The following is a 21,828-nucleotide window of genomic DNA, read 5'->3' on the forward strand; positions in this document are numbered from 1 at the left end:
CCCTGGGTGAAAGGCGGATGAGAGGGTTCCCCGGCGGTTCACTTCAGGTCACTTCAGCACGAGCCGTACGGGTGCCCGGTCCGCCCGCGGTGGCACCCGCAGCCCGTTCCGGCCCGGGGTGATCGACCCGAGCACGCTGGGATGCCGGGCCCCGGTGCTCGCCGGATCGGTGCCCGCGAGGCCGTGCAGCGTCAGAAAGCCCAGCACGGCGAAGGCGTACGCCTCCTTGGCGTCCGAGGGCAGCCCCAACGCGTCGGAGGTGCGCAGCGCCACCCCGGGAAGCTCCGCGCCCAGCATCGCCATGAGGACGGGATTGCGGGTGCCGCCACCGGAGGCGATCACCTCCGTGGCCCGCACCGCGCACACGGCGTCCGCGACCGTCCGGGCGGTGAGCCGGGTGAGGGTCGCGATGACGTCCTCGGCGGTCAGCGTCCCGAAACCCGCCAACGCGTCCCGCAGATAGCCGAGATGGAACAGCTCCTTGCCGGTCGTCTTGGGTGCGGGCAACGCGTAGTACGGCTCCGCGAGCAGGCGCTGGAGCAACGGCTCGTGCACCGTGCCGCGGGCGGCCAGGGCCCCGTCCACGTCGTAGTGCAGGCGCCCTCCGCTCAGCCCCCGCGTCGCCGCGTCGAGCAGCGCGCACGCGGGCCCGGTGTCGAAGGCGGTACCGTCAGGCGCGGTGAGGTTGGCGATGCCGCCGAGGTTCAGAGCCACCGGCGTCCCCGGCCTGCCGCGCAGCCACAGCCGGTCGACCAGGCTCACCAGCGGTGCTCCCTGGCCGCCCGCGGCGATGTCCCGCGGGCGGAAGTCGGCGACCACCGGCAGCCCGGTCGCCTCGGCGATCCAGGCGGGCTGCCCGAGCTGGAGGGTTCCGCGCACCTGCCCGTCCTGTGCCCAGTGGTAGACCGTCTGGCCGTGCGAGGCGACCAACTCGCCCTGCCCGTCGCACAGTTCATGGTCGGCCCGGACGGCGGCCGCCGCGAAGGCCTGTCCGATGAGGGTGTCCAGGCAGCACACCTCGGCCAGGCTCGTGGGGGCCGGGGGCAGTGCCGCCGCGAGCGTGTCACGCAGTCCGTCGTCGTACGTCTCGCGGACGAGCCCGAGCGGCCGCAGCACGAGGCTGTCGCCGTCGAGGGCCAGCTCGGCGGCGGCCGCGTCGATGGCGTCGTACGACGTGCCGGACATCAGGCCGATCACCCGCACTTGCTCAACTCCCTTTCTCCGTACGGAGGGTGGAGAGCGCCAGCGCGCTCACCGCGCATGTCGCCGCCGCGTAGTACGCGGGGATGTCCACGCTCCCGGTCCGCTTGATGGTCTCCGTGATGATGAGCCCCGCGCAGCCCGAGAACACGGCATTGGACAGGGCGTAGGCGAGTCCCAGTCCCGTGTAGCGGACGCTCGTCGGGAACATCTCGGAGAGCATCGAGGGACCGGGCCCCGCCATCAGTCCGACGACGGCACCCGCCACGAAGACGGCGACGCCCTTGATGGCGTTCGAAGTTCCGCTGTCCTGAAGGAGATTGAGCAGCGGGAGCGCCAGCAGGGTGACGAGAACGGCTCCCGTGAGCATCACGGGGCGCCGCCCGATCCGGTCGCTGAGCAGCCCCGCCGGGATGATGGTGGCCGCGAAGCCGAGGTTGGCGAGGACCGTGGCGAGCAGCGCCTGCTGGAAGGAGGCGTCGAGCGTGCTCTGGAGGTACGAGGGGAGCACGACGAGGAAGGTGTAACCGGCCGCCGCCCAGCCCATGACGCGTCCGGCGCCGAGAACGATCGCCTTGGCCAGCTCGCGGCCGGGCGGACGCTCGCGCTCGAACTCGCTGGTGAAAGCGGGCGTCTCCGCCAGTCTCAGGCGCAGCCACAGCGCACCGAGGCCGAGCGGCAGCGTCAGCAGGAACGGCAGTCGCCACCCCCACGCTTCGAGCTCCTGGGGGCTGAGGACCGTGGCCAGCAGTGCGGCGATCCCCGCACCGCCGAGCAGTCCCAGCGCCACCGTGAACGACTGCCACGATCCGTACAGTCCGCGCCTGCCCGGCGGCGCGAACTCCGTCATCACCGAGACCGCGCCCCCGAACTCCCCGCCGGCGGACAGCCCTTGGAGCACCCGGAGGAAGGTGAGGAGCCAGGGGGCGAGAGCGCCGACGGTGGCGTAGGTGGGCAGTGCGCCGACCAGGGTCGTCGCGGCCGTCATCAGGGCGATCACCAGGATCAGCACCGGACGCCGCCCGATCCGGTCGCCGAGCCGGCCGAACAGCGCGGCACCCACGGGCCGGAAGAAGAACGCCAGTGCGAAGGATGCGTACGCCTTCACCAGGCCCTCGACCTCGCTGCCGCCCTCCGGAGTGAAGAAGCGCGCCGCGATGACCGTCGCGAAGTAGCCGTAGACCCCGAACTCGTACCACTCGATGAGGTTGCCCACCGAGCCCGCCAGCAGGGCTCTTCGCGCGTGCGGGGGCCGGGCGGCGCGCAGGTCCGTGTCGTGCGCGGGGGCGCTCATGCCGGTTCCTCCCGGGGTGTGCCGGGGCCGGGCGGTGCCGGCCGGCGGCGGAGACTGACGGGGGAAAGTTACCTTCATTTCGAGGGTTATTGACGGTCAGTAAATTTCACGCGGCCTGGTCGGCGCCTCGCCGCGTCGCCTTCGGAATCTCACTGTCACTCATCCCGGCAACAGCTGCCCGGACGGGGCTCCGCTGTGCCTTCCAGGAGGCTAGGCTCGTTTCCAATACGTCGTGTGGGCGACCTGGGGAGGTAGCGGGATGACGGAGGTACGGCCCGGAGCGGTCGCCTCGGCCTCCCTGTGGGAGCGCGACGAGGAAGTCGCCACACTCGAGGAGGCGATCGCCGCGCTGCGCGCGGACTCCGCGTCCTCGGGAAGCCTGCTGGTCCTCAGCGGCGAGGCGGGTCTCGGCAAGACCGCGCTCCTGGCCGAGGCACGCCGGATCGCGGAGAACAGCGGCTGCGCCGTGTGGTCGGCACGCGGGGGTGAGACCGTCACGTCCGTCCCCTTCAATGTCGTACGGCAGCTGCTGCAGCCCGCCCTCGTCTCGCTGCTGCCCGAGGAGGCACGCGAATACCTGGGCGACTGGTACGACATCGCCGGCCCCGCCCTCGGCATAACGGAACCGGGTGACCGGCAGCCCGACCCGCAGGGTGTCTGTGACGGGCTGGTCGCCGCGGTGCGGCGGCTCGCCAAGCGCGAGTGGCCGCTCGTGCTGCTCATCGACGACGCGCACTGGGCCGACCAGGAGACCCTGCGCTGGCTCGCCGCGTTCGCCGAGCGTCTCGACGATTTGTCCGTCCTCGTCGTGGTGGCCCGCCGCCCGGCGGGGTCAGCGGCGACAGCGCCCGCCTGCTCGACGCGGTCGCCGCCAAGGCCCGCCCGGTCGCCACGCTGAACGCGCTCACACCGGCCGCGGCCGCCGGGCTGACCCGCGCCACGCTCGGGGAGCACGCCGACGCGCCGTTCTGCCGCGAGGTGTGGGCGGTCACCGGCGGCAATCCGTACGAGACCGTCGAGCTGCTCGCCAAGGTGCAGGACAGCGAGCTTGAGCCGGGCGAGGGATCGGCCGCCGAACTGCGCGCGCTGAACCGCTCGGCCCGCGGTCGCGGACTCGTCGCCCGCCTCGAAGGCCTCGGCATCGATGCCACCAGGTTCGCCTGGGCGGCCGCGATCCTCGGTACCGGGATCTCCCTCGACGTGGCCGCTCAACTCGCCGGCATGCAGGACGACGAGGCCCAGCGCTGCGCCGAACTGCTGAGCGCCGCCCGCATCCTGACCAGGACCGAGCCCGTGAACGGTCAAGTACCCGACGGCGACCTGGAGTTCGTGCACCCGCTGATCGCCACCGCGGTCTACCGCTCGATCCCGGACGCCCTGCGCACCGCGATGCACGGTCAGGCCGCGTGGGCGGTCACCGAGTCCGGGCGCGGCTCCGCCGCGGCCTCCCGCCATCTCCTCGAAGTCCATCCGGACGACGACCCCGAGCTCGTCGAGCAGATGCGCGAGGCCGCCCGCGAACACCTCGCCGTCGGCGCCCCCGATGCGGCCAGGCGCTGCCTGGAGCGGGCACTGGCCGAGCCCCCGCTGCCCGAGGTCCACGCCCGCGTGCTCTACGAACTGGGCTGCGCCACGCTCCTGACCGCGCCCTCCACGACGATCGGCCATCTGCGCGCCGCGCTCGAAAGGCCCGGCCTGGATGACGCCATGCGCGTGGACGCCGTGTTCCGGCTCTCCCAGGCACTGCTCCACAACGACCAGCTGGACGAGGCCGTCCGCACGGTCGACGCGGAGGTCGCCCGGCTCGAACCGGGCCCCGCCCGGATGCGGCTGCAGGCCGTGCACTACATGTGGGAGAGCCTCCACGGGAGCGAGGAGCGCTCCGGATACTCCCGTGGTCTCGCCGAACTCGTCAGGACCTGTACCGGACGGGACAACTCCGAGCGCGCGCTGCTCATACTGCGCGGCTTCGACGCGATGACGCGCGGTGAGAACGCCGAGGAGGTCGTCGAGCTCTGCGACCGCGCCCTCGTCAACGGCCGTCTCGCACCCGGACTCGGCTGGACCGACACCGAGTGGGGTGTCGAACTCCTGCTGATGCTCGGCAGCGCGTACGCCTACGCCGACCGGCTCGACCGGGCCGAGAGCCTGTTCAGCGAGGCCCTGCACGCCTATGTGAAGGCCGGCTGGAGCGGCGGTCATCTCTCCCTGGCCAACGCCTACCTCGGCCTCGCGCACCGCAGACGGGGCCGCCTCGTCGACGCGGAGAGCTACCAGCGCGAATCGCTGCGCCTCGCCGAGCGGGTCGGGCGCGGGCTGCCCCTGTACTGGTCCGCGACCTGCGGTCTCATCGACACGCTGCTCGCCCGCGGCCATGTCCAGGAGGCCGCGGAGATCGCCGAACGCTACGGCTTCGCACCGCCGTATCCGTCCACGATCGTCCTCCCGGACACCCGTTCCGTACGCGGCCGTCTGCTGATCGCCGCCGGCCGCACGAAGGACGGCATCAACGAACTGGAGGCAGCCGAGAAGGCCGCCACCGCCCGCGGTCACCACAACACGGTGCTCGCCCCCTGGTCGGTCGACCTTGCCCGGGCCCTCGCCACGGAGGACCCGGCGCGCGCCGCCGCCCTGGCCGCGGACGCCCGCCGCCAGGCCGAGCGCTTCGGGACCGACACGGCCATCGGAGAGGCTCTCCGCTGCGCCGCGGCCCTCGAATCGGGCCAGCGCGCGGTACGGCTGGCCGCCCAGGCGGTCACCTACCTGGAAGCCTCCCCCTGTCAGTACGAACACGCGGCGGCCCGCATCGAGCACGGCATCGTCGCCCGCTCGGCGTCGGAGCTCAACAAGGGCCTGACGCTGGCGCGTTCGTGCGGGGCGGACGGGCTGGTGGTGCAGGCGAGGGAGGCGCTGGCGAACCTCTAGCCGGGCAGCTGGGTTCAGGAGCCGAGGAGCTGATCCGTCGTCGCCTCCAGCCGCTTGCGGACATCGCGGTCGTACGCCTCCGTGTGCGCCCGCGCGGGACTCGTGCCGTCGAAATACCTGCCGGTGCCCGACTCCTGTGTCACCAGGGCGAGTACACCCGCGGCGCCGTCCGCCACGGTGGACCAGGGGCTGACACCGGCCTCGCGGACCATCGCCGTGTCCATGTAGGTCGCGGGGTGCAGGACGTTCACCGAGACACCGCTCCCCGCCAACTCCTCGGCCAGCGCGAACGTATGTGCGGCCAGCGCGAACTTACTGCGGCAGTACGCCGATACGCCGCTGTAGCCCCGGATGAGTTCCGGGTCGTCGAAGTCCAGGGGCTCCTGGCCGGCCGAGCCGACGTTGACGACGCGGGAGGGGGCGCTCGCCCGGAGCGTGGGCAGGAGCGCCCGGGTGAGGGCCACCGGCGCGAGATAGTTCACCGCGAGCCGCAGTTCGTGACCGTCGGCGCTCACCTCACGCCCCGCACCGCGTGGCCCCGCGCCCACTCCCGCGTTGTTGACCAGCACGTCGAGACGGGGGTGCGCGGCGGCGACCTCATCGGCGAGCCGCCGCACCCGCGCCAGTGAGGCCAGATCGGCGACGAACCCGTGGGCCTCGCCGCCCTCCGCCCGCAGCTCCGCCACCAGCCGGTCCGTCCGCCCGCGGTCGCGCCCGTGCGCGAGGACGACGTATCCGGAGCGGACCAGCTCGAAGGCGATGTGACGGCCGAGGCCGGAGGTGGCGCCGGTGATCAGGACAGTGGGCACGGGAGCTCCGTTCGCAGGGTTCGCAGAGGATCCGCTGCCATCGCAGAGGACCTCCTGCCACCCTAGGCACGCCGTGACCGCTCGTACGAGGTGCTGTTGTCACTACCCCTGGCAGGGTCACCCTCACCGTCGGACCGTGGTCAGGACCCCTCCGCCTCCTCCTCGGCCAGTACCCGCTGGGCCACCGCGAAGGCCGAATTGGCCGCCGGGACACTGCAGTACACGGCCGTCTGCAGCAGCACCGCGCCGATCTCCTCCGGCGTGAGACCGTTGCGCCGCGCCGCGCGGACGTGCATCGCCAGCTCGTCGTAGTGGCCGTGCGCCACCAGCGCCGTCAGCGTGATCATGCTGCGCTCACGGCGCGCCAGCGTCGGATCCGTCCAGATCTCGCCCCACGCATAGCGCGAGATGAAGTCCTGGAAACGGGCGGTGAAAGGGGACTGGCGAGCCTGCGCGCGGTCCACGTGCTCGTCGCCCAGCACCTGACGGCGTACCTCCATGCCCCGCAGCGCGTACCCGTCGAAATGCCCGCGCAGCGCGGCGAGTACGGCCTCCGGGCGCTCCGCCGGCGCCAGGTGCGAGGCGCCGGCGATCTCGGTGAGGGAGGCGCCGGGCACCGCGTCCGCGATCTCGCGCAGATGCGCGGGCGGCGTCGCGGGGTCCTCGCGGCCCGCGATCAGCAGGGTCGGCGCACTGATCGACGACAGCCGGTCCCGGAGGTCGAAGGCGGCGAGAGCGTCGCAGCAGGCGGCGTACGCCCCGGGGTCCGTGGTGCGGTGGTCCTCGATCAGCCGCGGCACGGTGAAACCGGGAGTGAACCAACGGGCGTTCGCGTTCTCGGCGAGCGCGGCCAGTCCCTCGCGGCGGACCAGCGCGGCCCGCTCCTCCCACGGCTTCGAGCCGTTGAAGTGGGCCGACGAGCAGACGACGGCCAGGGACGAGATCCGCTCCGGGTGGTGCGTGGCGAGATGCAGACCCACCGCACCGCCGAGCGAGACACCCGCGTACGCGAACCGCTCGATGCCCAGGTAGTCGGCGAGTTCGAGCACCAGCTCGGCCAGGTCGGCGACGGACGCACCGGGACCGATCAGGTCCGGCGCGGTCCCGCCGTGCCCCGGCAGGTCCCAGCGGATCACCTGATGGGTGGCGGACAGTTCGGGCGCGACCTTGTCCCACAGGGCGTACGACGTGCCGAGCGAGGGCCCGAGGAGCAGCGGGGGAGCGGTGGCGGGACCCTCGGCGCGGTGATTGAGCAGTTTCTGGGTCAACGTCGCTCCAGAGCACGGTCGGTGAGGGCTCCCGCGGAGCCCGTGTAGCGGGTGGGATCGGTGAGGTCCGCGAGGTCGAGCTCCTTGAGCTCCGGCTCCTCGCCGAGCACCTCCACGAGGGGCCGGTTCCCGGCGACGGCGCGCCGCGCGGCCCGTGTCAGCAACTCCTTGGCACGGGCCCGGCCGAGCACGGGAGCCAGCTCGGCGGCCAGCCGCTCGGAGACGATCAGCCCATGGGTGAGGCCGAGGTGTTCACGCATGGTGTCCGCGTTCACCTGAAGGCCCTCCGTCAGCTCGGCGGCGTCGCGCGCCGCGCCGCCGGCCAGCCTCAGCAGGTCGCGCAGCGGCTCCCACTCGGCGTGCCAGGCACCGGCCGGACGCTCGTCCTCGGCCGCCATCGCTCCGTACAGCGTGGCGGCGAGCTGCGGCGCCCGCCGGGCCGCGGCGGCCACGAGGGTGGCCCGTACCGGATTCGCCTTGTGCGGCATCGCGGACGATCCGCCACCGGAGCCTTCGGCCACCTCCGCGATCTCGGTACGGGCGAGGGTGAGCACGTCGACGGCGGTTCTGCCCAGCGCTCCGGCGGTGAACGCCAGTGCTCCGGCCAGGTCGGCGATCGGTGTACGGAGCGTGTGCCAGGGCAACACCGGCTCGGCGAGGCCCAGTTCACGGGCGTACGCGGCGGTCAGGGCCTGGGGGTCGGTCGCCCCGAAGACGGTGAAGGCCGCCAACGTGCCTGCGGCACCGCCGAGTTGGGCGGGCAGCGAGCCGCGTACGGCGGCCACCCGGTCCCGGGCGTCCAGGACCAGCGACCGCCATCCCGCAGCTTTCAGCCCGAAGGTCGTCGGCACGGCGTGCTGGGTCAGCGTCCGGCCCGGCATCACCGTGTCCCGGTGGTCCGCCGCGAGCCGGGCCAGTGCCCGCTCCGTGCGGTCGAGGTCCGCCAGGACCAGATCGAGCGTGCGCGCGGCGACCAGCATGGCCGCCGAGTCCATGATGTCCTGGCTCGTCGCGCCCCGGTGGACGTACGGGCCGTACTCCGTGCCGACCGCGGCCGTCAGATCCGCGACCAGCGGAATCACGGGGTTGCCGCCGCCTCGCGCACGCAGCGCGATCGCCGCGACGTCGAAGCCGTCGGCGTCGGCCGCCGAGGTCACCGCCGACGCGGCCTCGGCCGGGGCCAGCCCCAGCGACGCCTGGGCGCGGGTCAGCGCGGCCTCGGCGTCGAGCAGAGCCCGCAGATACGCGGCGTCGCTCGTCGCGGACGACGCCGGGGAACCGGCCCACCCGGGGGCGAGCAGGCCGGCGTCACCACCGACGGGGTCGACAGCTGTCACTGGAACTCCAGGAAGACCGTTTCGCCTTCGCCCTGAAGGCGGATGTCGAAACGGTACGTGCGGTTCGCCCCCTCGGCCGCGATCAGCGTGGCGCGCCGGTCGGCCGGAAGTGAGTCGAGCAGCGGGTCCGCGCCGTCGGCGAGGTACGCGCGGGTGAAGAGGTGGTGCACCAGACCGCGCGCGAACACACACACGCTGATGTACGGCAGCCCGGCATTGCCCGGCGGCAGGGTGTGCAGCGCGTAGTGCCCGTCGGCGTCGGTCGCGACCCGCCCGAAGCCGGTGAAGTCGACGCCGTTGCGGCCGATGAAGCCGCCGGTCGACGGGTCACGGCGCATCGAGCCGGGGGCGCCCTTCAGCGAGCCGTCGGGCGCCGCCTGCCAGAAGTCCAGCAGGGCGTCGGGGATCGGTGTGCCCGCGCCGTCGAACACGTATCCGTGCAGGGTGATCGTGTCGGGGCGGCCCTGCGGCGCGACCTCGGCGCCTCCGGGGAAGGGGAGCGCATGGCCGTAGAAGGGGCCGATGGTGTGGGACGGGGTGGGGAGCAACCGCTCGGTCATGCTCAACGGCCTTCCTCGATCCAGGTGGCGGAGGGACCGTCAAGGACGATGTCCCATTCGTAGCCCATCGAGAACTCGGGCTGGGAGAGGTCGTGGTGGTAGGTGGCGATCAGCCGGTCGCGAGCCGCCTGGTCCGTCACGGACTGCAGAATCGGGTCGTACCGGAACAGCGGGTCGCTGGGGAAGTACATCTGCGTGATCAGCCGCTGCGTGAACGCCGTGCCGAAGACCGAGAAGTGGATGTGCGCGGGCCGCCACGCGTTGGTGTGGTTGCCCCACGGGTACGGGCCCGGCTTGATCGTGGTGAACGTGTACCGGCCCTGATCGTCCGTCAGGGTCCGTCCGACACCCGTGAAGTTGGGGTCGAGCGGAGCCGGGTGCTGTTCGCGCAGATGGGCGTAGCGGCCCGCGGCGTTGGCCTGCCAGATCTCGACGAGCTGGCCGCGCACGGGACGGCCGTCGCGGTCGAGCAGCCGGCCCGAGACGGTCATGCGCTCGCCGATCGGCTCGCCCCGGTGCTGGAGCGTCAGGTTGTTGTCGTGCTCGGTGATGTCGGTGACGCCGAACACCGGACCCGACAGCTCGACCGTCTCCGGGTCGCCGCCGCTCACGGCGATCAGCGGCTGCTTGGGGTGGCGCAGCAGCGAGCTGCGGTACGGGGCGTAGTCGCGCGCGGGGTGGTGCTGGACCGGCGCGCCGCCGACGACCGCCTTGTCGTACGCGTCCTGGAGATCCTTGATCTCGACGTCGATGTCCGACTGAGTGAGAGCCATGGTCGACTTCCTATCGTTCGAGGACGAGGGCGAGGCCCTGGCCCACACCGATGCAGAGGGTGGCGACACCAACTCCGGACCCCTTGCGGGCGAGTTGGTGGGCGACGGTTCCGGCGAGCCGGGCGCCGGACGCGCCGAGGGGGTGGCCGAGGGCGATGGCGCCGCCCTGCGGGTTGAGGATCGCGGGGTCGAACTCGGGCCATTCGGCGACACAGCCGAGGACCTGTGCGGCGAAGGCCTCGTTCAGCTCCAGCGTTGACAGGTCGTCAAATCCCTTGCCCGCCTTGGCGAGTGCGCGCTTGACGGCCTCGACGGGGGCGAGTCCGAAGTAGTGCGGGTCGATCGCGGACACGCCGGAGGAGCTGACGCGGGCGAGGGGCTCGCGGCCGGTGGCCTTCAGGCCCTCCTCGTCGACCAGGAGCAGGGCGGCGGCGCCGTCGTTGAGCGGGGAGGCGTTGCCCGCCGTCACCGTGCCGTTCTGCTCGCGGAAGGACGGCTTGAGCCTGGCCATGGCCGCCAGGGACGCGTCGGCTCGTACGCACTCGTCGGCGCCGAAGACGACCGGGTCGCCCTTGCGCTGGGGAAGGGGGACGGGTGCGATCTCGCCGTCGAACAGACCGTCCGCCTGTGCCCGGGCCGCCTTGCGGTGGCTGGCGAGGGCGAACTCGTCCTGCTGCTCACGGGTGATCTTGTGCTTCTCGGCGATGAGTTCGGCCGACTCGCCCAGCGGGACGGTCCACTGCGGGTCCATCTTCGGGTTGACCATGCGCCAGCCGAGCGTGGTGGAGTACAGCTCGGCGTGTCCGGCCGGGAAGGGCCTGTCGCTCTTCGGCAGGACGTAGGGGGCGCGGGTCATCGACTCGACGCCGCCGGCCAGGGCGATGGAGGCGTCGCCGAGCGCGATGGCCCGCGCGGCCTGGATGACGGCTTCGAGCCCGGAGGCGCACAGCCGGTTGACGGTCACGCCGGGCACCGAGGTGGGCAGACCGGCGAGGAGGGCGGCCATGCGGCCCACGTTGCGGTTCTCCTCGCCGGCGCCGTTGGCGTTGCCGAAGTACACGTCCTCGATCCGGGACGGGTCCAGGTCCGGCGTACGGGCGAGGAGTTCACGGATGGCGTGGGCGCCGAGGTCGTCCGGGCGGACGGCGGCCAGCGAGCCGCTGTACTTGCCGATCGGCGTCCGTACGGCATCGACGATGTAGACGTCCTTCACGACGGGATCTCCTCGGTTTCCTCTGTGATGCGGACCTTGGCGGCGGTCTTGGCGATGATCTCCTCGACCGTGACGCCCGGCGCGGTCTCGACGAGCACCAGGCCCTCCTCGGTGACGTCGAGAACACCGAGATCGGTGATGACCCGGTTCACACACGCCTTGCCGGTGAGCGGCAGCGCGCAATGCTCAAGGATCTTCGGGGAGCCGTCCTTGGCGGTGTGCGTCATCACGACGATGACGGTGCGGGCGCCGTGCACGAGGTCCATCGCGCCACCGATGCCGGTGATCATCTTGCCGGGGATCGCCCAGTTGGCGAGGTCACCGCCCGCGGACACCTGCATCGCGCCGAGCACGGCGACATCGATGTGCCCGCCGCGGATCATCCCGAAGGACAGTGACGAGTCGAAGTAGGAGGCGCCGGGCAGGACGGTGACGGTCTCCTTGCCGGCGTTGATGAGGTCCGGGTCGACCTGGTCCTCGGTCGGGTAGGGGCCGGTGCCGAGGATGCCGTTCTCCGACTCCAGGATCACCTCGACGTCGGCGGGCAGGTAGTTGGGGATCAGCGTCGGCAGGCCGATCCCGAGGTTCACGTACTGGCCGTCCTGAAGCTCGCGCGCGGCGCGGGCGGCCATCTCTTCCCTGCTCCAGGCCATTACTCGCTCACCGTTCCATCCGCCGCGGGCGCCGAAACCGTCCGCTGCTCGATCATCTTGGCGTTCGCCTGCTCCGGGGTGAGCGCCACGACGCGCTGCACGAAGATGCCCGGCAGATGTACCGCGTCCGGGTCGATCTCGCCCGGCTCCACGAGCTCCTCCACCTCGGCGATCGTCACCCGGCCGGCCATCGCGGCCAGCGGGTTGAAGTTCCGGGTGGACTTGTTGAAGACCAGGTTGCCGTGCCGGTCGCCCTTGGCGGCCCGGACGAGCGCGAAGTCGGTGCGGATGCCGTGCTCCAGCACGTACTCCGTGCCGTCGAACTCGCGCACCTCCTTCGGCGGGGAGGCGAGCGCGACGCCGCCCTGGCCGTCGTACCGCCACGGCAGCCCGCCGTCCGCGACCTGGGTGCCGACCCCGGCCGGGGTGTAGAACGCCGGGATCCCGGCGCCGCCCGCGCGCAGCCGCTCGGCGAGCGTGCCCTGCGGGATCATCTCGACCTCCAGCTCACCGGCCAGGTACTGCCGGGCGAACTCCTTGTTCGCACCGATGTACGAGCCGGTGACGCGGGCGATCCGCCCGGCCGCGAGCAGGATCGCGAGGCCGGACTCCATGGCCCCGCAGTTGTTGGAGACCACGCCGAGCCCCGAGACGCCGCGCTCGTACAGAGCCTCGATCAGCACGTTCGGCACACCGCTCAGGCCGAATCCGCCGACCGCGAGTGTCGCGCCGTCCGGCACATCGGCCACCGCCTCCAGGGCTGTGGCGACCACCTTGTCCATCCGTGAAGCCCCATCTCTCCCGAGCGCCCAGTGCCTCAATTAGTCAGGGCACTGATTATTAATTCGAGGTTTCAAACACGCTGCCATCCGCTGCTTGGTCAGTCAAGACCTTCAGGGAATATGCAGGTGAGAGTCTCGGCATACGAGGAGACAGGTCAGCTGGGGGGCGGGTATCGTTCAGTGCACCAACGAATATGACGACAGGAGCGCACATGGCCGCGGTGGACCTCTCCGCCCACCCCGGGCACCTGGCCCGGCGACTGCAGCAGGCGCACTACCTGCTGTGGAACACGATGGTCTCCGAGGAGATCACCTCTCCGCAGTTCGCGGTCCTGAACGCGCTCGTCGCGGAGCCGGGCCTGGACCAGCGCACGGTGGGGGAGCGCGTGGGGCTCGACCGGTCCACCATCGCCGAGGTCATCAGCCGGCTGGACCGCCGTGGTCTGCTCGACAAGGTGCGCGACCCGCAGGACGGCCGCCGCTTCCTGCTGCGCCTCACGGACGAGGGGATGCGTACGCACCGCAAGCTGACGGTGCGCACCGCGCGGATGAACCAGGTCTTCCTGGCCCCGCTCTCCGCCGAGGAGCAGGCCATGTTCTTCGACCTCATCCAGCGTGTCTCGGACGCCGCGGAGGGGCTCCGCAACCCGACGGAACCTCTGACCGTCCAGCGCTGAGCGCACGGCCGGGCGCCGGCCTCACGCGTCGAGGCGCTCCACCTTGTCGATGAGCAGGGCGTACGCCAGGAATCCGGCCACCGAGAGCGCGGCGACGTAGATCAGGCCGCCCGCCATCGAGCCCGTACGGTCGATGATCACGCCGATGACGAGCGGGGCGAGCGCGCCGCCCAGATTGGCCGCGAAGCTGAACGTGCCGCCCGCCAGGCCCATCAGCCGGACCGGCGCGATGTCGGACAGCGCCGCCCAGCCCAGCTGCATGAAGCCCTGGGCGAAGAACGCCACCGACATGAAGAAGATGACCAGCGGTACGGAGTCGGTGAGGTTGGCGGCCACGATGACCGGAGCCAGGCACAGACCCGTCATCACGGGCAGCTTGCGCGCCCAGGTCCGCGACATGCCGCCATGCAGCAGCCGGTCCGAGCCCCAGCCCGCGACCACGACGCCCACCACGGCGGAGAGGTAGGGCAGCGAACCCCAGAAGCCCGCCTTGATGGTGTCCATGTGCTTCTCGTCGACGAGATAGCTGGGGAACCAGGTCAGGAAGAAGAACAGCACCGACGTGTTGGCGAACTGCGCGATGTACAGGCCCCACATCCGGCGGCTGCGCACCAGGATCGCCAGCCCCTGCCGGGTGGACTCGGTGCGCGCGGCCGTCTGCTCGGCGGGGGTGTCCTCGCCGTCCTGGCGGATGTACGCGAGTTCCCCGGCGCTCACCCGCGGGCTCTGCTCCGGGGCGTCGTGGACCCGCTTGAACCAGACCGCCGAGAAGAGCAGCCCGACGACGCCGGTCGCCAGGAAGATCGACGGCCAGCCGAAGCGTACGGCCAGCAGGGAGAGCAGCGGCACGGCGACCGCGAGGCCGACGTACTCACCCGCCGTGTACCAAGCGGTGGCCCGGCCGCGCTCCCTGCTCGGGAACCAGTTGCTGACCAGCCGGTTGTTGGCCGGGAACGCCGGCGTCTCGAAGAAGCCGAGGCCGACCCGCAGCCCGATCACCACGCCGAAGGAGCGGGCGAAGAAGAACGCGACCGTGCACAGCGACCAGCCGATCATCGCGTAGCCGAACGCCAGCTTCGGTCCGATCCTGTCGACCAGCCGGCCGCCGGGCACCTGGAGCGCCGCGTACACCCACGAGAAGGCCGACAGGATCAGGCCCGCCTCGGTGGCGGACAGCTGGAACTCGTCCGTGATGTGGGGGAGGGCGACCGCCATGTTCGTACGGTCGAGATAGTTGATCGCGGTGATCATGAACAGCGAGACCAGCAGACCGTACCGGGCTCTGCTGTTCGCCGGGCGGGCCGTCCGGTCCGCCGGAGCGGACGGGGGCGTGACGGCAGTGCGCATGGCTGCTCCTTCGCGGCCGTTCCAGTATGAGTCATGACTCAGGTCCGCCCAGCGGACCGTCGCGGAGTACCGTGCGGCTGCAGAGCCGTCATGGAGACCGCACCGCGGTCCGGCGTCGAGGAGGAACAGATGGCAGCCGAGTCCGAACAGGCAGGCATGCGGACCGTCCAGCGGGCGATCGACATCCTCGGGCTCTACGACGAGAGCCGTCCCGCGATGTCCGTCCGCGAGATCGTCACCGCCTCCGGGCTGCCCAAGACCACGGTCCTGCGGCTCCTGGGGACCCTGCGGATGAACGGCCTGCTGTGGGTCGACGAACACGGCCGCTACATCGCCGGTCCCGCTCTGCTGCGCTGGTCCCGCCTCGCCGAACAGGCCTGGCGGCTGCCGCCCGCGGCCGGCGCGATCCTGCGTGATCTCGCCGCCGAGCACAAGGAGACGGTGCACCTGTACGTACGCCGTGACATCCACCGTGTCTGCATCGCCCAGGAGGAAGGGCCGCAGACGCTCCGTCAGGTGGTCCGCGTAGGAGACGAACTCCCCCTGTGGGCGGGCGGCGTGGCCAAGGCCCTGCTGGTGGACGCGCCGGACGCGCTGCTGCGGAAGGTCGCGGACGCCTCACCGCACGGAATCGCCCATCTCGACACCCTGCACTCCTGGATCGCGGAGGCGCGCGAGCACGGGTACGCCGTGAGCCACGGGGAGCGCGAGGAGGGGCTGTCGGCCGTGGCCGTTCCGGTACGGGGGAGGGGCGGGGCCGTGGTGGCCGCCCTGTCGTTCGGCGGGCCGAGCACCCGGTTCACGGCGGAGCGGGTGGGGCGGTTCGCGGAGGGACTGACGCTGGCCGCGGGGGAGTTGGCGAAGGCGGGGCTGCCGTTCGAGGGATGAGCGTGCGCGGGGAGGCCTTGGGTGGTGTTCGCGCGCGGGCTTCTCGGATTGGGCGGGCCCTGCTCGCCCCGCACACAGCAGAGAGGTCCGCTGAGCGGACCACTCGAACCGTACAGCGGATCGCGGGCTACACTGAGGTCGCCGTATCACCCCGCATGCGGCGCCCCGGGAAGGAAGGCGGCCCCACCGTGAGCCAGACCCTCGGCACCCGTTCCCCGCACACCCCCGCGGACTGGTGGGTCACCGCCGACCAGGCGCGCCATGCCGCGCAGGGCGGTCTCGCCGACGCCGCGACGGCCCCCGATCTGCTGCGCACGCTCGCCGAACTCGACCGGGCACGCCGTGCGTCGACGGCCGCCGTCGGCGCGGCGGTCGAGGCGCTGCTCACCGCGGGCGCCCACTGGGAGGACATCGCCGCCGCGGTCGGACTCGACTCGGCCGACGACGCCCGGCACGCGCTCGCCGCCGCCCGCCAGGATGCGGGAGCGGCGATCGAGCGCCGACTCGGGCACCGCGCCTGAGGCCCCCCGGCGCCCCTGACTGGTCAGGCCTTCGCGAACACCACCCACACCTGGCCCTGCGCGAAGTTCATCGGCGCACCGTCCGTCGTCGTGAACTCCGTGCCGTCCGTCGCACCGGGACGCGCCCAGTTCGCATTGAAGACACGGCCGTCGCGCAGCACCTTCGCCGTCCCCGAGCCCACCGTCTCCGTGTACGGCGTGTTGTTGCCAAGGAAGTCGTGGAACTGGGACTGATGCACCTTCACGTACTGCACGACGACCGTCGCCGGAGCCACCGTCGTGCCCTCGGTCGTCACGGTCGGCGTGCCGTCCATGTCCACCAGCCAGCGCTGCCGGCTGCCGGACCAGGTGAAGGTGAAGCGGGCCGCCGGGAAGCGCACGGTGCGTGAGGTCTCCGGGCTGCCGCCCGCGGGTGCCGCGCCGAAGTGGAACCCGGTGGTGAGAGCGGCGCTGCCCGGTGCGGAACCCAACAGTCGGCCGGGGCGCAGATACAGATTGTGCGGCGCCGGCTTGTCCGTGCCCCGGTAGAAGGCACCGGACACCTTTTCCGGCGTCCGTGCGTGCAGCGGGGCCTTGCCGATCAGCGGCAGCAGCTTGTGCTGTGCCCCCGAGAAGGCGAGCGTCGGCTCGTCGAACTGGCGCAGCAGCTCCAGGTCCGACTCGCGGGCACTGCGCACCGGCCCGATGACCTTCGGGAACTTGCTCGCGTAGACCGCCATCAGCCGGCTCAGGCCGCCCTCGACCTGCTCCGCGTACACGACGTCGGCCGCGTCCAGGCCCGTCTGCGGCCGGGCCGCGCGCACATTGTCGATCTTCACGGCGAGCACCGAACCACCCCTCGGCGTGGCGTGGTTGCCGTCGGTCGGCCCTTGGCTCGGCTCTTGGGTCTGGCCGCGCCCGTCATCGATCGTGCCGCCGCCCGAGCCGCCGCCGGCTGTGCAGCCCGTCATCAAGGAGCCCGTCAAAGAGGCGGCCAGCAGTGCCGCCGTCATCGCGCCGCGCCGCATTCGCGCCAACAGTCGCATGCCCACCGTGCGCCCCCGTTCCGTGCCATCGATTGTGCGCTTATAGGTGCATCGGTGGCTATACCCGTTCGATTCTGATTACGTGCGCAAGCTGAGCTGAACGGTCGACGGGGCGAGCGGGTCTCCGCAGAAGAGGGCAGGGTGGGAGAGGACAGCGCGGGAGGGCGGGTCGGTGACGGTCAGTCCGGTGGCGGTCAGTCCTGTGGTCCGAAGATCTCCGCGAGGTCGTACCCCACCGGCTCCTCCAACTGGCTGTACGTGCAGCTCTCGGCGGTTCGGTCGGGGCGCCAGCGGCGGAAGCGGGCCGTGTGGCGGAACCGCACACCGTTCTCCATATGGTCGTACGCCACCTCCGCCACCCGCTCGGGCCGCACCGGCACCCAGGACAGATCCTTCTTCGCCGACCACCGGCTGGGCGCCCCCGGCAACCGCGCCGTCTCATGCGCCGCCTCGTCCGCCCAGGCCGCCCAGGGGTGCTGCCCGGCATCCTCCAACCGCAGCGGCTCCAGCTCCTCCACCAGCTCCGCACGCCGCTTCATCGGGAACGCGGCGCTCACGCCCACGTGTTGCAGGGTGCCCCCGTCGTCGTACAGGCCGAGCAGCAGGGAACCGACGATCGGCCCGCTCTTGTGGAAGCGGTAACCGGCGACGACGACGTCAGCCGTCCGCTCGTGCTTGATCTTGAACATGGCGCGCTCGTCCTGGAGATAGGGCAGCGTGAGCGGTTTGGCGATCACCCCGTCGAGGCCCGCCCCCTCGTACTGCTCGAACCACAGCTGGGCGACCTCGCGGTCCGTGGTCGCGGGCGCCACATGGACCGGTGCCGTCACTCCGGACAGCGCCATCACCAGCAGGGCGCGCCGGTCACCCAGCGGGACGTCGAGCAGTGACTCGTCGGCGAGCGCCAGCAGATCGAAGGCCACGAAGGAGGCGGGGGTCTTCTCGGCCAGCATCCGCACCCGCGAGTCCGCCGGGTGGATCCGTTCCGTGAGCGCGTCGAAGTCGAGCCGTCCCTCCCGGGCGATCACGATCTCCCCGTCCATCACGCAACGCTCCGGCAGCCGCTCCCGCAGCGCCTCGACCAGCTCGGGAAAGTACCTGGTGAGCGTCTTGCCGGTGCGGCTGCCGATCTCCACCTCGGGGCCGTCGCGGAACACGATCGCGCGGAAACCGTCCCACTTCGCCTCGTAGTGCATGTCCGGCGGGATCTTAGCCACGGACTTGGCGAGCATCGGCTTCACGGGCGGCATCACCGGCAGATCCATGCTCCGATTCTGCGCGGTGACGCGGCCTCCCGCCCGGTGTGCGAGGCATGCGCGGTGCGCCTACCGTGGCTCGCATGGGCGATGCGGTGGAACTCGAGGCAGCCGGGAGGACCGTACGTCTGTCCAGCCCGGACAAGGTCTTCTTCCCGGAGCGCGGTTTCACGAAGCTGGACCTCGCCCAGTACTACCTCGCCGTCGGCGACGGCATACTGCGCGCCCTCCGCAACCGCCCCACCACCCTGGAGCGGTACCCGGACGGTGTGGCCGGCGAGTCCTTCTTCCAGAAGAGGGCCCCGAAGAACATGCCCGACTGGATCCCGACCGCCCACATCACCTTCCCCAGCGGCCGCAGCGCCGACGAGATGTGCCCCACCGAGCCCGCCGCCGTCCTGTGGGCCGCCCAGTTCGGCACGCTCACCTTCCACCCCTGGCCGGTCCGCCGCGACGACGTCGACCGCCCCGACGAACTCCGGATCGACCTCGACCCGCAGCCCGGCACCGACTACGCCGACGCGGTGCGCGCCGCCCACGAACTGCGCGAGGTCCTGCACGAGTACGGCGATCTGCGCGGCTGGCCCAAGACCTCCGGCGGGCGCGGCCTGCACGTCTTCGTGCCGATCCAGCCGCGCTGGACCTTCACCCAGGTGCGCCGGGCCGCCATCGCCGTCGGGCGCGAACTGGAGCGCCGTATGCCCGACCGGGTCACTACCGCCTGGTGGAAGGAGGAAAGGGGCGAAAAGATCTTCGTTGATTACAATCAGACCGCGAGAGACCGCACCATTGCCTCCGCCTACTCGGTACGCCCCCGCCCGCACGCCCCCGTCTCCGCGCCCCTGCGCTGGGACGAGGTGGACGACGCCCAGCCCCGCGACTTCGACCTGGCGACCATGCCGGGCCGCTTCGCCGAACTCGGCGATGTGCACGCCGACATGGACGACCACGCCTTCTCCCTGGAGGCCCTGCTGGAACTCGCCAGCCGTGACGAGCACGACCACGGCCTGGGCGACCTGCCGTACCCACCCGAGTACCCGAAGATGCCGGGCGAGCCGAAGCGCGTACAGCCGAGCCGCGCCAAGCACGAGGACAGCTAGGGGCCTTTGGGGCTTCTGATGGATCTCCGCGGCGTCGCGACGCCCGGCACGCCCTCTCGCCGCCGAGCCCGGCCAGGACCCGAGGCCGCTCAGCCGTCGAGCGCGGCCACGATGGTCCGGCAGTCCCTCAGCAGTGCCTCGTCCGAGGCCACGTCGTAGCGCATGTTCCCTGTTGAGTTGTCGTTGTTGTGGCGGCGGACGGACGCCAACTCCTCACGTATGAGGGGGAGGGCCGGGGCGGCCGCCTGGCCCATCTCGGCCAGGCAGGCCGCTGTGGCCGGGCGGCTCCTGGGCGTGGCCGTCCACTCGCTCAGCAGCACCGGGAGCACTGCCTCGGCGTCGCCGGTCACCTTCCACAGGGCGACGGCCTCGGGGGCGTTCGTGCCGTGGGCCGCTATCAGCTCCCTGAGCCGCGGGGCCAGCGGGGCGCCCGCAGGGCCGAGCGAGCGCAGGATCCGCAGGGCGGCCGACCGCCCGTACCAGTGGTCCGAGTTCAGGCCCTCGCGTACGACGGGCAGCACCGGCTCTACCTCCCCCGTCACCGCCCAGAGCGCCTCCGCCGCGTCCAGCCCGACCTCGGTCGAGGTGGTCTCGTCGGTCACCAACTCCCTCAGCCGCGGGGCTGCTTCGGCCGCCGCGCGGCCGTACCGGGTGAGTGCCCGGAGTGCCGACCAGACGGTCATCCTGCCCTGCTCGTCCTGGAGCAACCCGATGAGCAGCGGCAGCGCCTCGGCCGGCGCGAGCACACCCACCGTGTCGATCAGGCGCCCCTTGTCCTGGCTCCGGTCAGCGGACGGGAGCGCGGCCAGCCGGCGGAGCAGCACCGGGCCCAGCGGTGCCGCCGCCTCGGGGCCGATCTCCTCCACCCACCTGGCCAGGTACTCCGGTATGTCGCCGCCCTCCGCCATGACGTCGACCAGCGCCGGCACGGCCCGCGCGTCACCCTGGAGGGCCAGCGCCTCCAGCGCCCTGCCGTAGAGAGTCCGCTGCCAGCCGCCGGGCTCCCACTCCTCGTCCCATTCCTCGACACACGCCGCGAGGACGTCCGCGACGATGCCGGCGATCGGGGCCACGTAGGACAGCTCGCCCAAGGCCCGTTCGGAAAGGTCGGGTTCCTCCTCCAGGAGTTGCTGTGCGACCAGGAACACGGACAGGTCGTTCGGCGCGCGCCAGCCCGTCAGCAGCAGGCCGCTCATCCGGACGGCTGCGACGCGCTGGCCCCAGTCGGGGCTGCGCAGCTGTTCGTTGAGCAGGTCGAAGCGCTCCTCGGTGCGGTCCCCGAGCGCTCGGTGCAGCTCTTCCAGCAGGTCGTCGGCCAGATCGGCGTCGACGCTCCTGCGGTGCCCGGCCTCGAGCTCTCGCAGATAGGACACCATCGTGTCCGTGCGCGGCCGCTCCGGCTCCGGTTCCTTCTCCTCCTCGGTTCCGTGCTTCGTCTCGTACGCGAGCCGCATGACGTCGACCGCCAGCTCCGCGGTGTTCTCCGGCAGCAGGCTCGGCGCGCAGCGGGCCAGTTGGGCGAGCCCGGTCATGCGCAGCTCGGGGTCGGTCGTGCGGTCCACGATGTCCCGCAGGACCGGTCCCGCCTCGGCGCCGAGCGTCTCCGCGTGATCGACGGCGAGTCTGCCGATGGCGCGCGCGAGGGCCCGTACCGTCTCGGCGTCGGACTCGACGGACAGCCGGTCGCGCAGCGTGGCGAACACCCGCGCGGGGTCGGAGTGCAGATGGGCCAGCGCGCCCGGAAGCGCGGCGCGCAGCTCCGCGTCCGGATCGTCGAGAAGGCCGAGGAAGAAGTCCGCGCGCCCGCGGATCAGCGCGGAGGCGTCGAGGAAGGGCCGGATCCACTCGGCGTCCTCCTCCTCGTCCTCGAAGATGCCGCCCAGTTGCCCGGGATCGGGCTCCGTCTCGCCCGCGATGCTGCGCAGCAGACCGACGATCGCGTCCCGGTCGGCCACCGTGGGCGTCGCGATCAGTTCGAAGAGGAACGGTATGCACGCGACCGTGCTGTCGTACACATCTCCCTGGTGGTGCACCGCCCCGTACATCCCGTCCAGTGCGATGTCGCGCCTGGCCGGGTCGTCCGAGGCGAGGCCCCACAGCAGGTCGGGCACGTCTGTCGCCGACTCGGTGTAGGCGTGTCCCATCGACGCCCAGTCGACCTCTTCGATCCCCGTGAACACACAGACCTCCCCGTCCCCAG

General features: G+C 71.7%; 18 protein-coding genes and 1 pseudogene. 5 read left to right on the forward strand and 14 right to left on the reverse strand.

Going from position 1 to position 21,828, the window contains the following annotated elements; translation table 11 throughout:
* Nucleotides 1-48: 48 nt before the first annotated feature.
* Both AB5J50_RS44000 and AB5J50_RS44005 read right to left on the reverse strand, forming a co-directional pair.
* On the reverse strand, nucleotides 49-1,203 hold the full coding sequence (locus tag AB5J50_RS44000) for an anhydro-N-acetylmuramic acid kinase (protein ID WP_369264182.1): 1,155 nt from the start codon (nucleotides 1,201-1,203) through the stop codon (nucleotides 49-51).
* A 4-nt stretch (nucleotides 1,204-1,207) separates the two neighbouring features.
* Nucleotides 1,208-2,494, reverse strand: coding sequence for an MFS transporter (locus AB5J50_RS44005; protein WP_369264183.1), 1,287 nt, complete (start codon nucleotides 2,492-2,494; stop codon nucleotides 1,208-1,210).
* Nucleotides 2,495-2,753: 259 nt separating this feature from the next.
* Between AB5J50_RS44005 and AB5J50_RS44010 the strand changes: the two are divergent.
* Nucleotides 2,754-5,419, forward strand: a pseudogene (locus tag AB5J50_RS44010) (AAA family ATPase).
* A 14-nt stretch (nucleotides 5,420-5,433) separates the two neighbouring features.
* On the opposite strand, the gene AB5J50_RS44015 reads toward AB5J50_RS44010, so the two are convergent.
* The 8 genes from AB5J50_RS44015 to AB5J50_RS44050 all read right to left on the reverse strand — a co-directional run bounded on the left by AB5J50_RS44015 (nucleotide 5,434) and on the right by AB5J50_RS44050 (nucleotide 12,814).
* Nucleotides 5,434-6,228, reverse strand: a complete 795-nt coding sequence (locus AB5J50_RS44015) for an SDR family NAD(P)-dependent oxidoreductase (RefSeq protein ID WP_369264184.1) — start codon at nucleotides 6,226-6,228, stop codon at nucleotides 5,434-5,436.
* A 140-nt stretch (nucleotides 6,229-6,368) separates the two neighbouring features.
* On the reverse strand, nucleotides 6,369-7,496 hold the full coding sequence (gene pcaD / locus AB5J50_RS44020) for a 3-oxoadipate enol-lactonase (protein WP_369264185.1): 1,128 nt from the start codon (nucleotides 7,494-7,496) through the stop codon (nucleotides 6,369-6,371).
* Nucleotides 7,493-8,833, reverse strand: coding sequence for a 3-carboxy-cis,cis-muconate cycloisomerase (gene pcaB, locus AB5J50_RS44025; RefSeq protein WP_369264186.1), 1,341 nt, complete (start codon nucleotides 8,831-8,833; stop codon nucleotides 7,493-7,495). The genes pcaD and pcaB overlap by 4 nt, the downstream gene beginning before the upstream one ends.
* Entirely contained in the window at nucleotides 8,830-9,393 is a 564-nt protein-coding gene (gene pcaG, locus AB5J50_RS44030) for a protocatechuate 3,4-dioxygenase subunit alpha (RefSeq protein WP_369264187.1), read from the reverse strand. Before pcaG ends, pcaB begins: the two co-directional genes overlap by 4 nt.
* 2 nt (nucleotides 9,394-9,395) lie before the next feature.
* Entirely contained in the window at nucleotides 9,396-10,166 is a 771-nt protein-coding gene (gene pcaH, locus AB5J50_RS44035; protein ID WP_369264188.1) for a protocatechuate 3,4-dioxygenase subunit beta, read from the reverse strand.
* Between the two features lie 10 nt (nucleotides 10,167-10,176).
* The gene (locus AB5J50_RS44040; protein ID WP_369264189.1) at nucleotides 10,177-11,379 is read right to left on the reverse strand and encodes an acetyl-CoA C-acyltransferase; all 1,203 of its coding nucleotides are present in this window, start codon (nucleotides 11,377-11,379) and stop codon (nucleotides 10,177-10,179) included.
* Nucleotides 11,376-12,032: a CoA transferase subunit B gene (locus AB5J50_RS44045; protein WP_369264190.1), complete on the reverse strand. Its 657-nt coding sequence runs from the start codon at nucleotides 12,030-12,032 to the stop codon at nucleotides 11,376-11,378. Before AB5J50_RS44045 ends, AB5J50_RS44040 begins: the two co-directional genes overlap by 4 nt.
* Nucleotides 12,032-12,814, reverse strand: coding sequence for a CoA transferase subunit A (locus AB5J50_RS44050; protein ID WP_330308943.1), 783 nt, complete (start codon nucleotides 12,812-12,814; stop codon nucleotides 12,032-12,034). Before AB5J50_RS44050 ends, AB5J50_RS44045 begins: the two co-directional genes overlap by 1 nt.
* Before the next feature lie 212 nt (nucleotides 12,815-13,026).
* Here AB5J50_RS44050 and AB5J50_RS44055 point away from each other — a divergent pair, with 212 nt between their 5' ends.
* Complete coding sequence (locus AB5J50_RS44055; RefSeq protein WP_369264191.1) at nucleotides 13,027-13,491, forward strand: MarR family winged helix-turn-helix transcriptional regulator; 465 nt, start codon at nucleotides 13,027-13,029, stop codon at nucleotides 13,489-13,491.
* Nucleotides 13,492-13,512: 21 nt separating this feature from the next.
* Here AB5J50_RS44055 and AB5J50_RS44060 read toward each other — a convergent pair whose 3' ends face one another.
* The gene (locus AB5J50_RS44060) at nucleotides 13,513-14,838 is read right to left on the reverse strand and encodes an MFS transporter (RefSeq protein ID WP_369264192.1); all 1,326 of its coding nucleotides are present in this window, start codon (nucleotides 14,836-14,838) and stop codon (nucleotides 13,513-13,515) included.
* 129 nt (nucleotides 14,839-14,967) lie between these two features.
* On the opposite strand from AB5J50_RS44060, the gene AB5J50_RS44065 reads away from it, so the two are divergent.
* On the forward strand, nucleotides 14,968-15,726 hold the full coding sequence (locus AB5J50_RS44065) for an IclR family transcriptional regulator (RefSeq protein ID WP_369264193.1): 759 nt from the start codon (nucleotides 14,968-14,970) through the stop codon (nucleotides 15,724-15,726).
* A gap of 188 nt (nucleotides 15,727-15,914) precedes the next feature.
* Nucleotides 15,915-16,247, forward strand: coding sequence for a hypothetical protein (locus tag AB5J50_RS44070; protein ID WP_369264194.1), 333 nt, complete (start codon nucleotides 15,915-15,917; stop codon nucleotides 16,245-16,247).
* A gap of 23 nt (nucleotides 16,248-16,270) precedes the next feature.
* Here AB5J50_RS44070 and AB5J50_RS44075 read toward each other — a convergent pair whose 3' ends face one another.
* Both AB5J50_RS44075 and AB5J50_RS44080 read right to left on the reverse strand, forming a co-directional pair.
* Entirely contained in the window at nucleotides 16,271-17,272 is a 1,002-nt protein-coding gene (locus tag AB5J50_RS44075) for a DUF3048 domain-containing protein (RefSeq protein ID WP_369264195.1), read from the reverse strand.
* A 194-nt stretch (nucleotides 17,273-17,466) separates the two neighbouring features.
* Nucleotides 17,467-18,537 carry an ATP-dependent DNA ligase gene (locus AB5J50_RS44080; RefSeq protein WP_327433611.1) on the reverse strand — a complete coding sequence of 357 codons (1,071 nt, stop codon included), beginning with the start codon at nucleotides 18,535-18,537 and terminating at the stop codon, nucleotides 17,467-17,469.
* Nucleotides 18,538-18,611: 74 nt separating this feature from the next.
* Between AB5J50_RS44080 and ligD the strand changes: the two genes are divergently transcribed.
* A complete protein-coding gene (gene ligD / locus AB5J50_RS44085) occupies nucleotides 18,612-19,628 on the forward strand; it encodes a non-homologous end-joining DNA ligase (protein WP_369264196.1) in 1,017 nt (338 codons plus the stop codon).
* A gap of 89 nt (nucleotides 19,629-19,717) precedes the next feature.
* On the opposite strand, the gene AB5J50_RS44090 is transcribed toward ligD, so the two are convergent.
* Complete coding sequence (locus tag AB5J50_RS44090) at nucleotides 19,718-21,808, reverse strand: HEAT repeat domain-containing protein (protein WP_369264197.1); 2,091 nt, start codon at nucleotides 21,806-21,808, stop codon at nucleotides 19,718-19,720.
* Between the last annotated feature and the right edge of the window lie 20 nt (nucleotides 21,809-21,828).

Source organism: Streptomyces sp. R35 (genome assembly GCF_041053035.1).
GTDB lineage: Bacteria > Actinomycetota > Actinomycetes > Streptomycetales > Streptomycetaceae > Streptomyces > Streptomyces lutosisoli.

What these genes read in the sequence shown, in the direction of transcription:
- AB5J50_RS44005 (WP_369264183.1), bottom strand. Translation starts at nt 2,494, where the DNA reads ATGAGCGCCCCCGCGCACGACACGGACCTGCGCGCCGCCCGGCCCCCG.
- pcaG (WP_369264187.1), bottom strand. Translation starts at nt 9,393, where the DNA reads ATGACCGAGCGGTTGCTCCCCACCCCGTCCCACACCATCGGCCCCTTC.
- pcaH (WP_369264188.1), bottom strand. Translation starts at nt 10,166, where the DNA reads ATGGCTCTCACTCAGTCGGACATCGACGTCGAGATCAAGGATCTCCAG.
- AB5J50_RS44045 (WP_369264190.1), bottom strand. Translation starts at nt 12,032, where the DNA reads ATGGCCTGGAGCAGGGAAGAGATGGCCGCCCGCGCCGCGCGCGAGCTT.
- AB5J50_RS44050 (WP_330308943.1), bottom strand. Translation starts at nt 12,814, where the DNA reads ATGGACAAGGTGGTCGCCACAGCCCTGGAGGCGGTGGCCGATGTGCCG.
- AB5J50_RS44055 (WP_369264191.1), top strand. Translation starts at nt 13,027, where the DNA reads ATGGCCGCGGTGGACCTCTCCGCCCACCCCGGGCACCTGGCCCGGCGA.
- AB5J50_RS44060 (WP_369264192.1), bottom strand. Translation starts at nt 14,838, where the DNA reads ATGCGCACTGCCGTCACGCCCCCGTCCGCTCCGGCGGACCGGACGGCC.
- AB5J50_RS44065 (WP_369264193.1), top strand. Translation starts at nt 14,968, where the DNA reads ATGGCAGCCGAGTCCGAACAGGCAGGCATGCGGACCGTCCAGCGGGCG.
- AB5J50_RS44075 (WP_369264195.1), bottom strand. Translation starts at nt 17,272, where the DNA reads ATGCGACTGTTGGCGCGAATGCGGCGCGGCGCGATGACGGCGGCACTG.
- AB5J50_RS44080 (WP_327433611.1), bottom strand. Translation starts at nt 18,537, where the DNA reads ATGGATCTGCCGGTGATGCCGCCCGTGAAGCCGATGCTCGCCAAGTCC.
- ligD (WP_369264196.1), top strand. Translation starts at nt 18,612, where the DNA reads ATGGGCGATGCGGTGGAACTCGAGGCAGCCGGGAGGACCGTACGTCTG.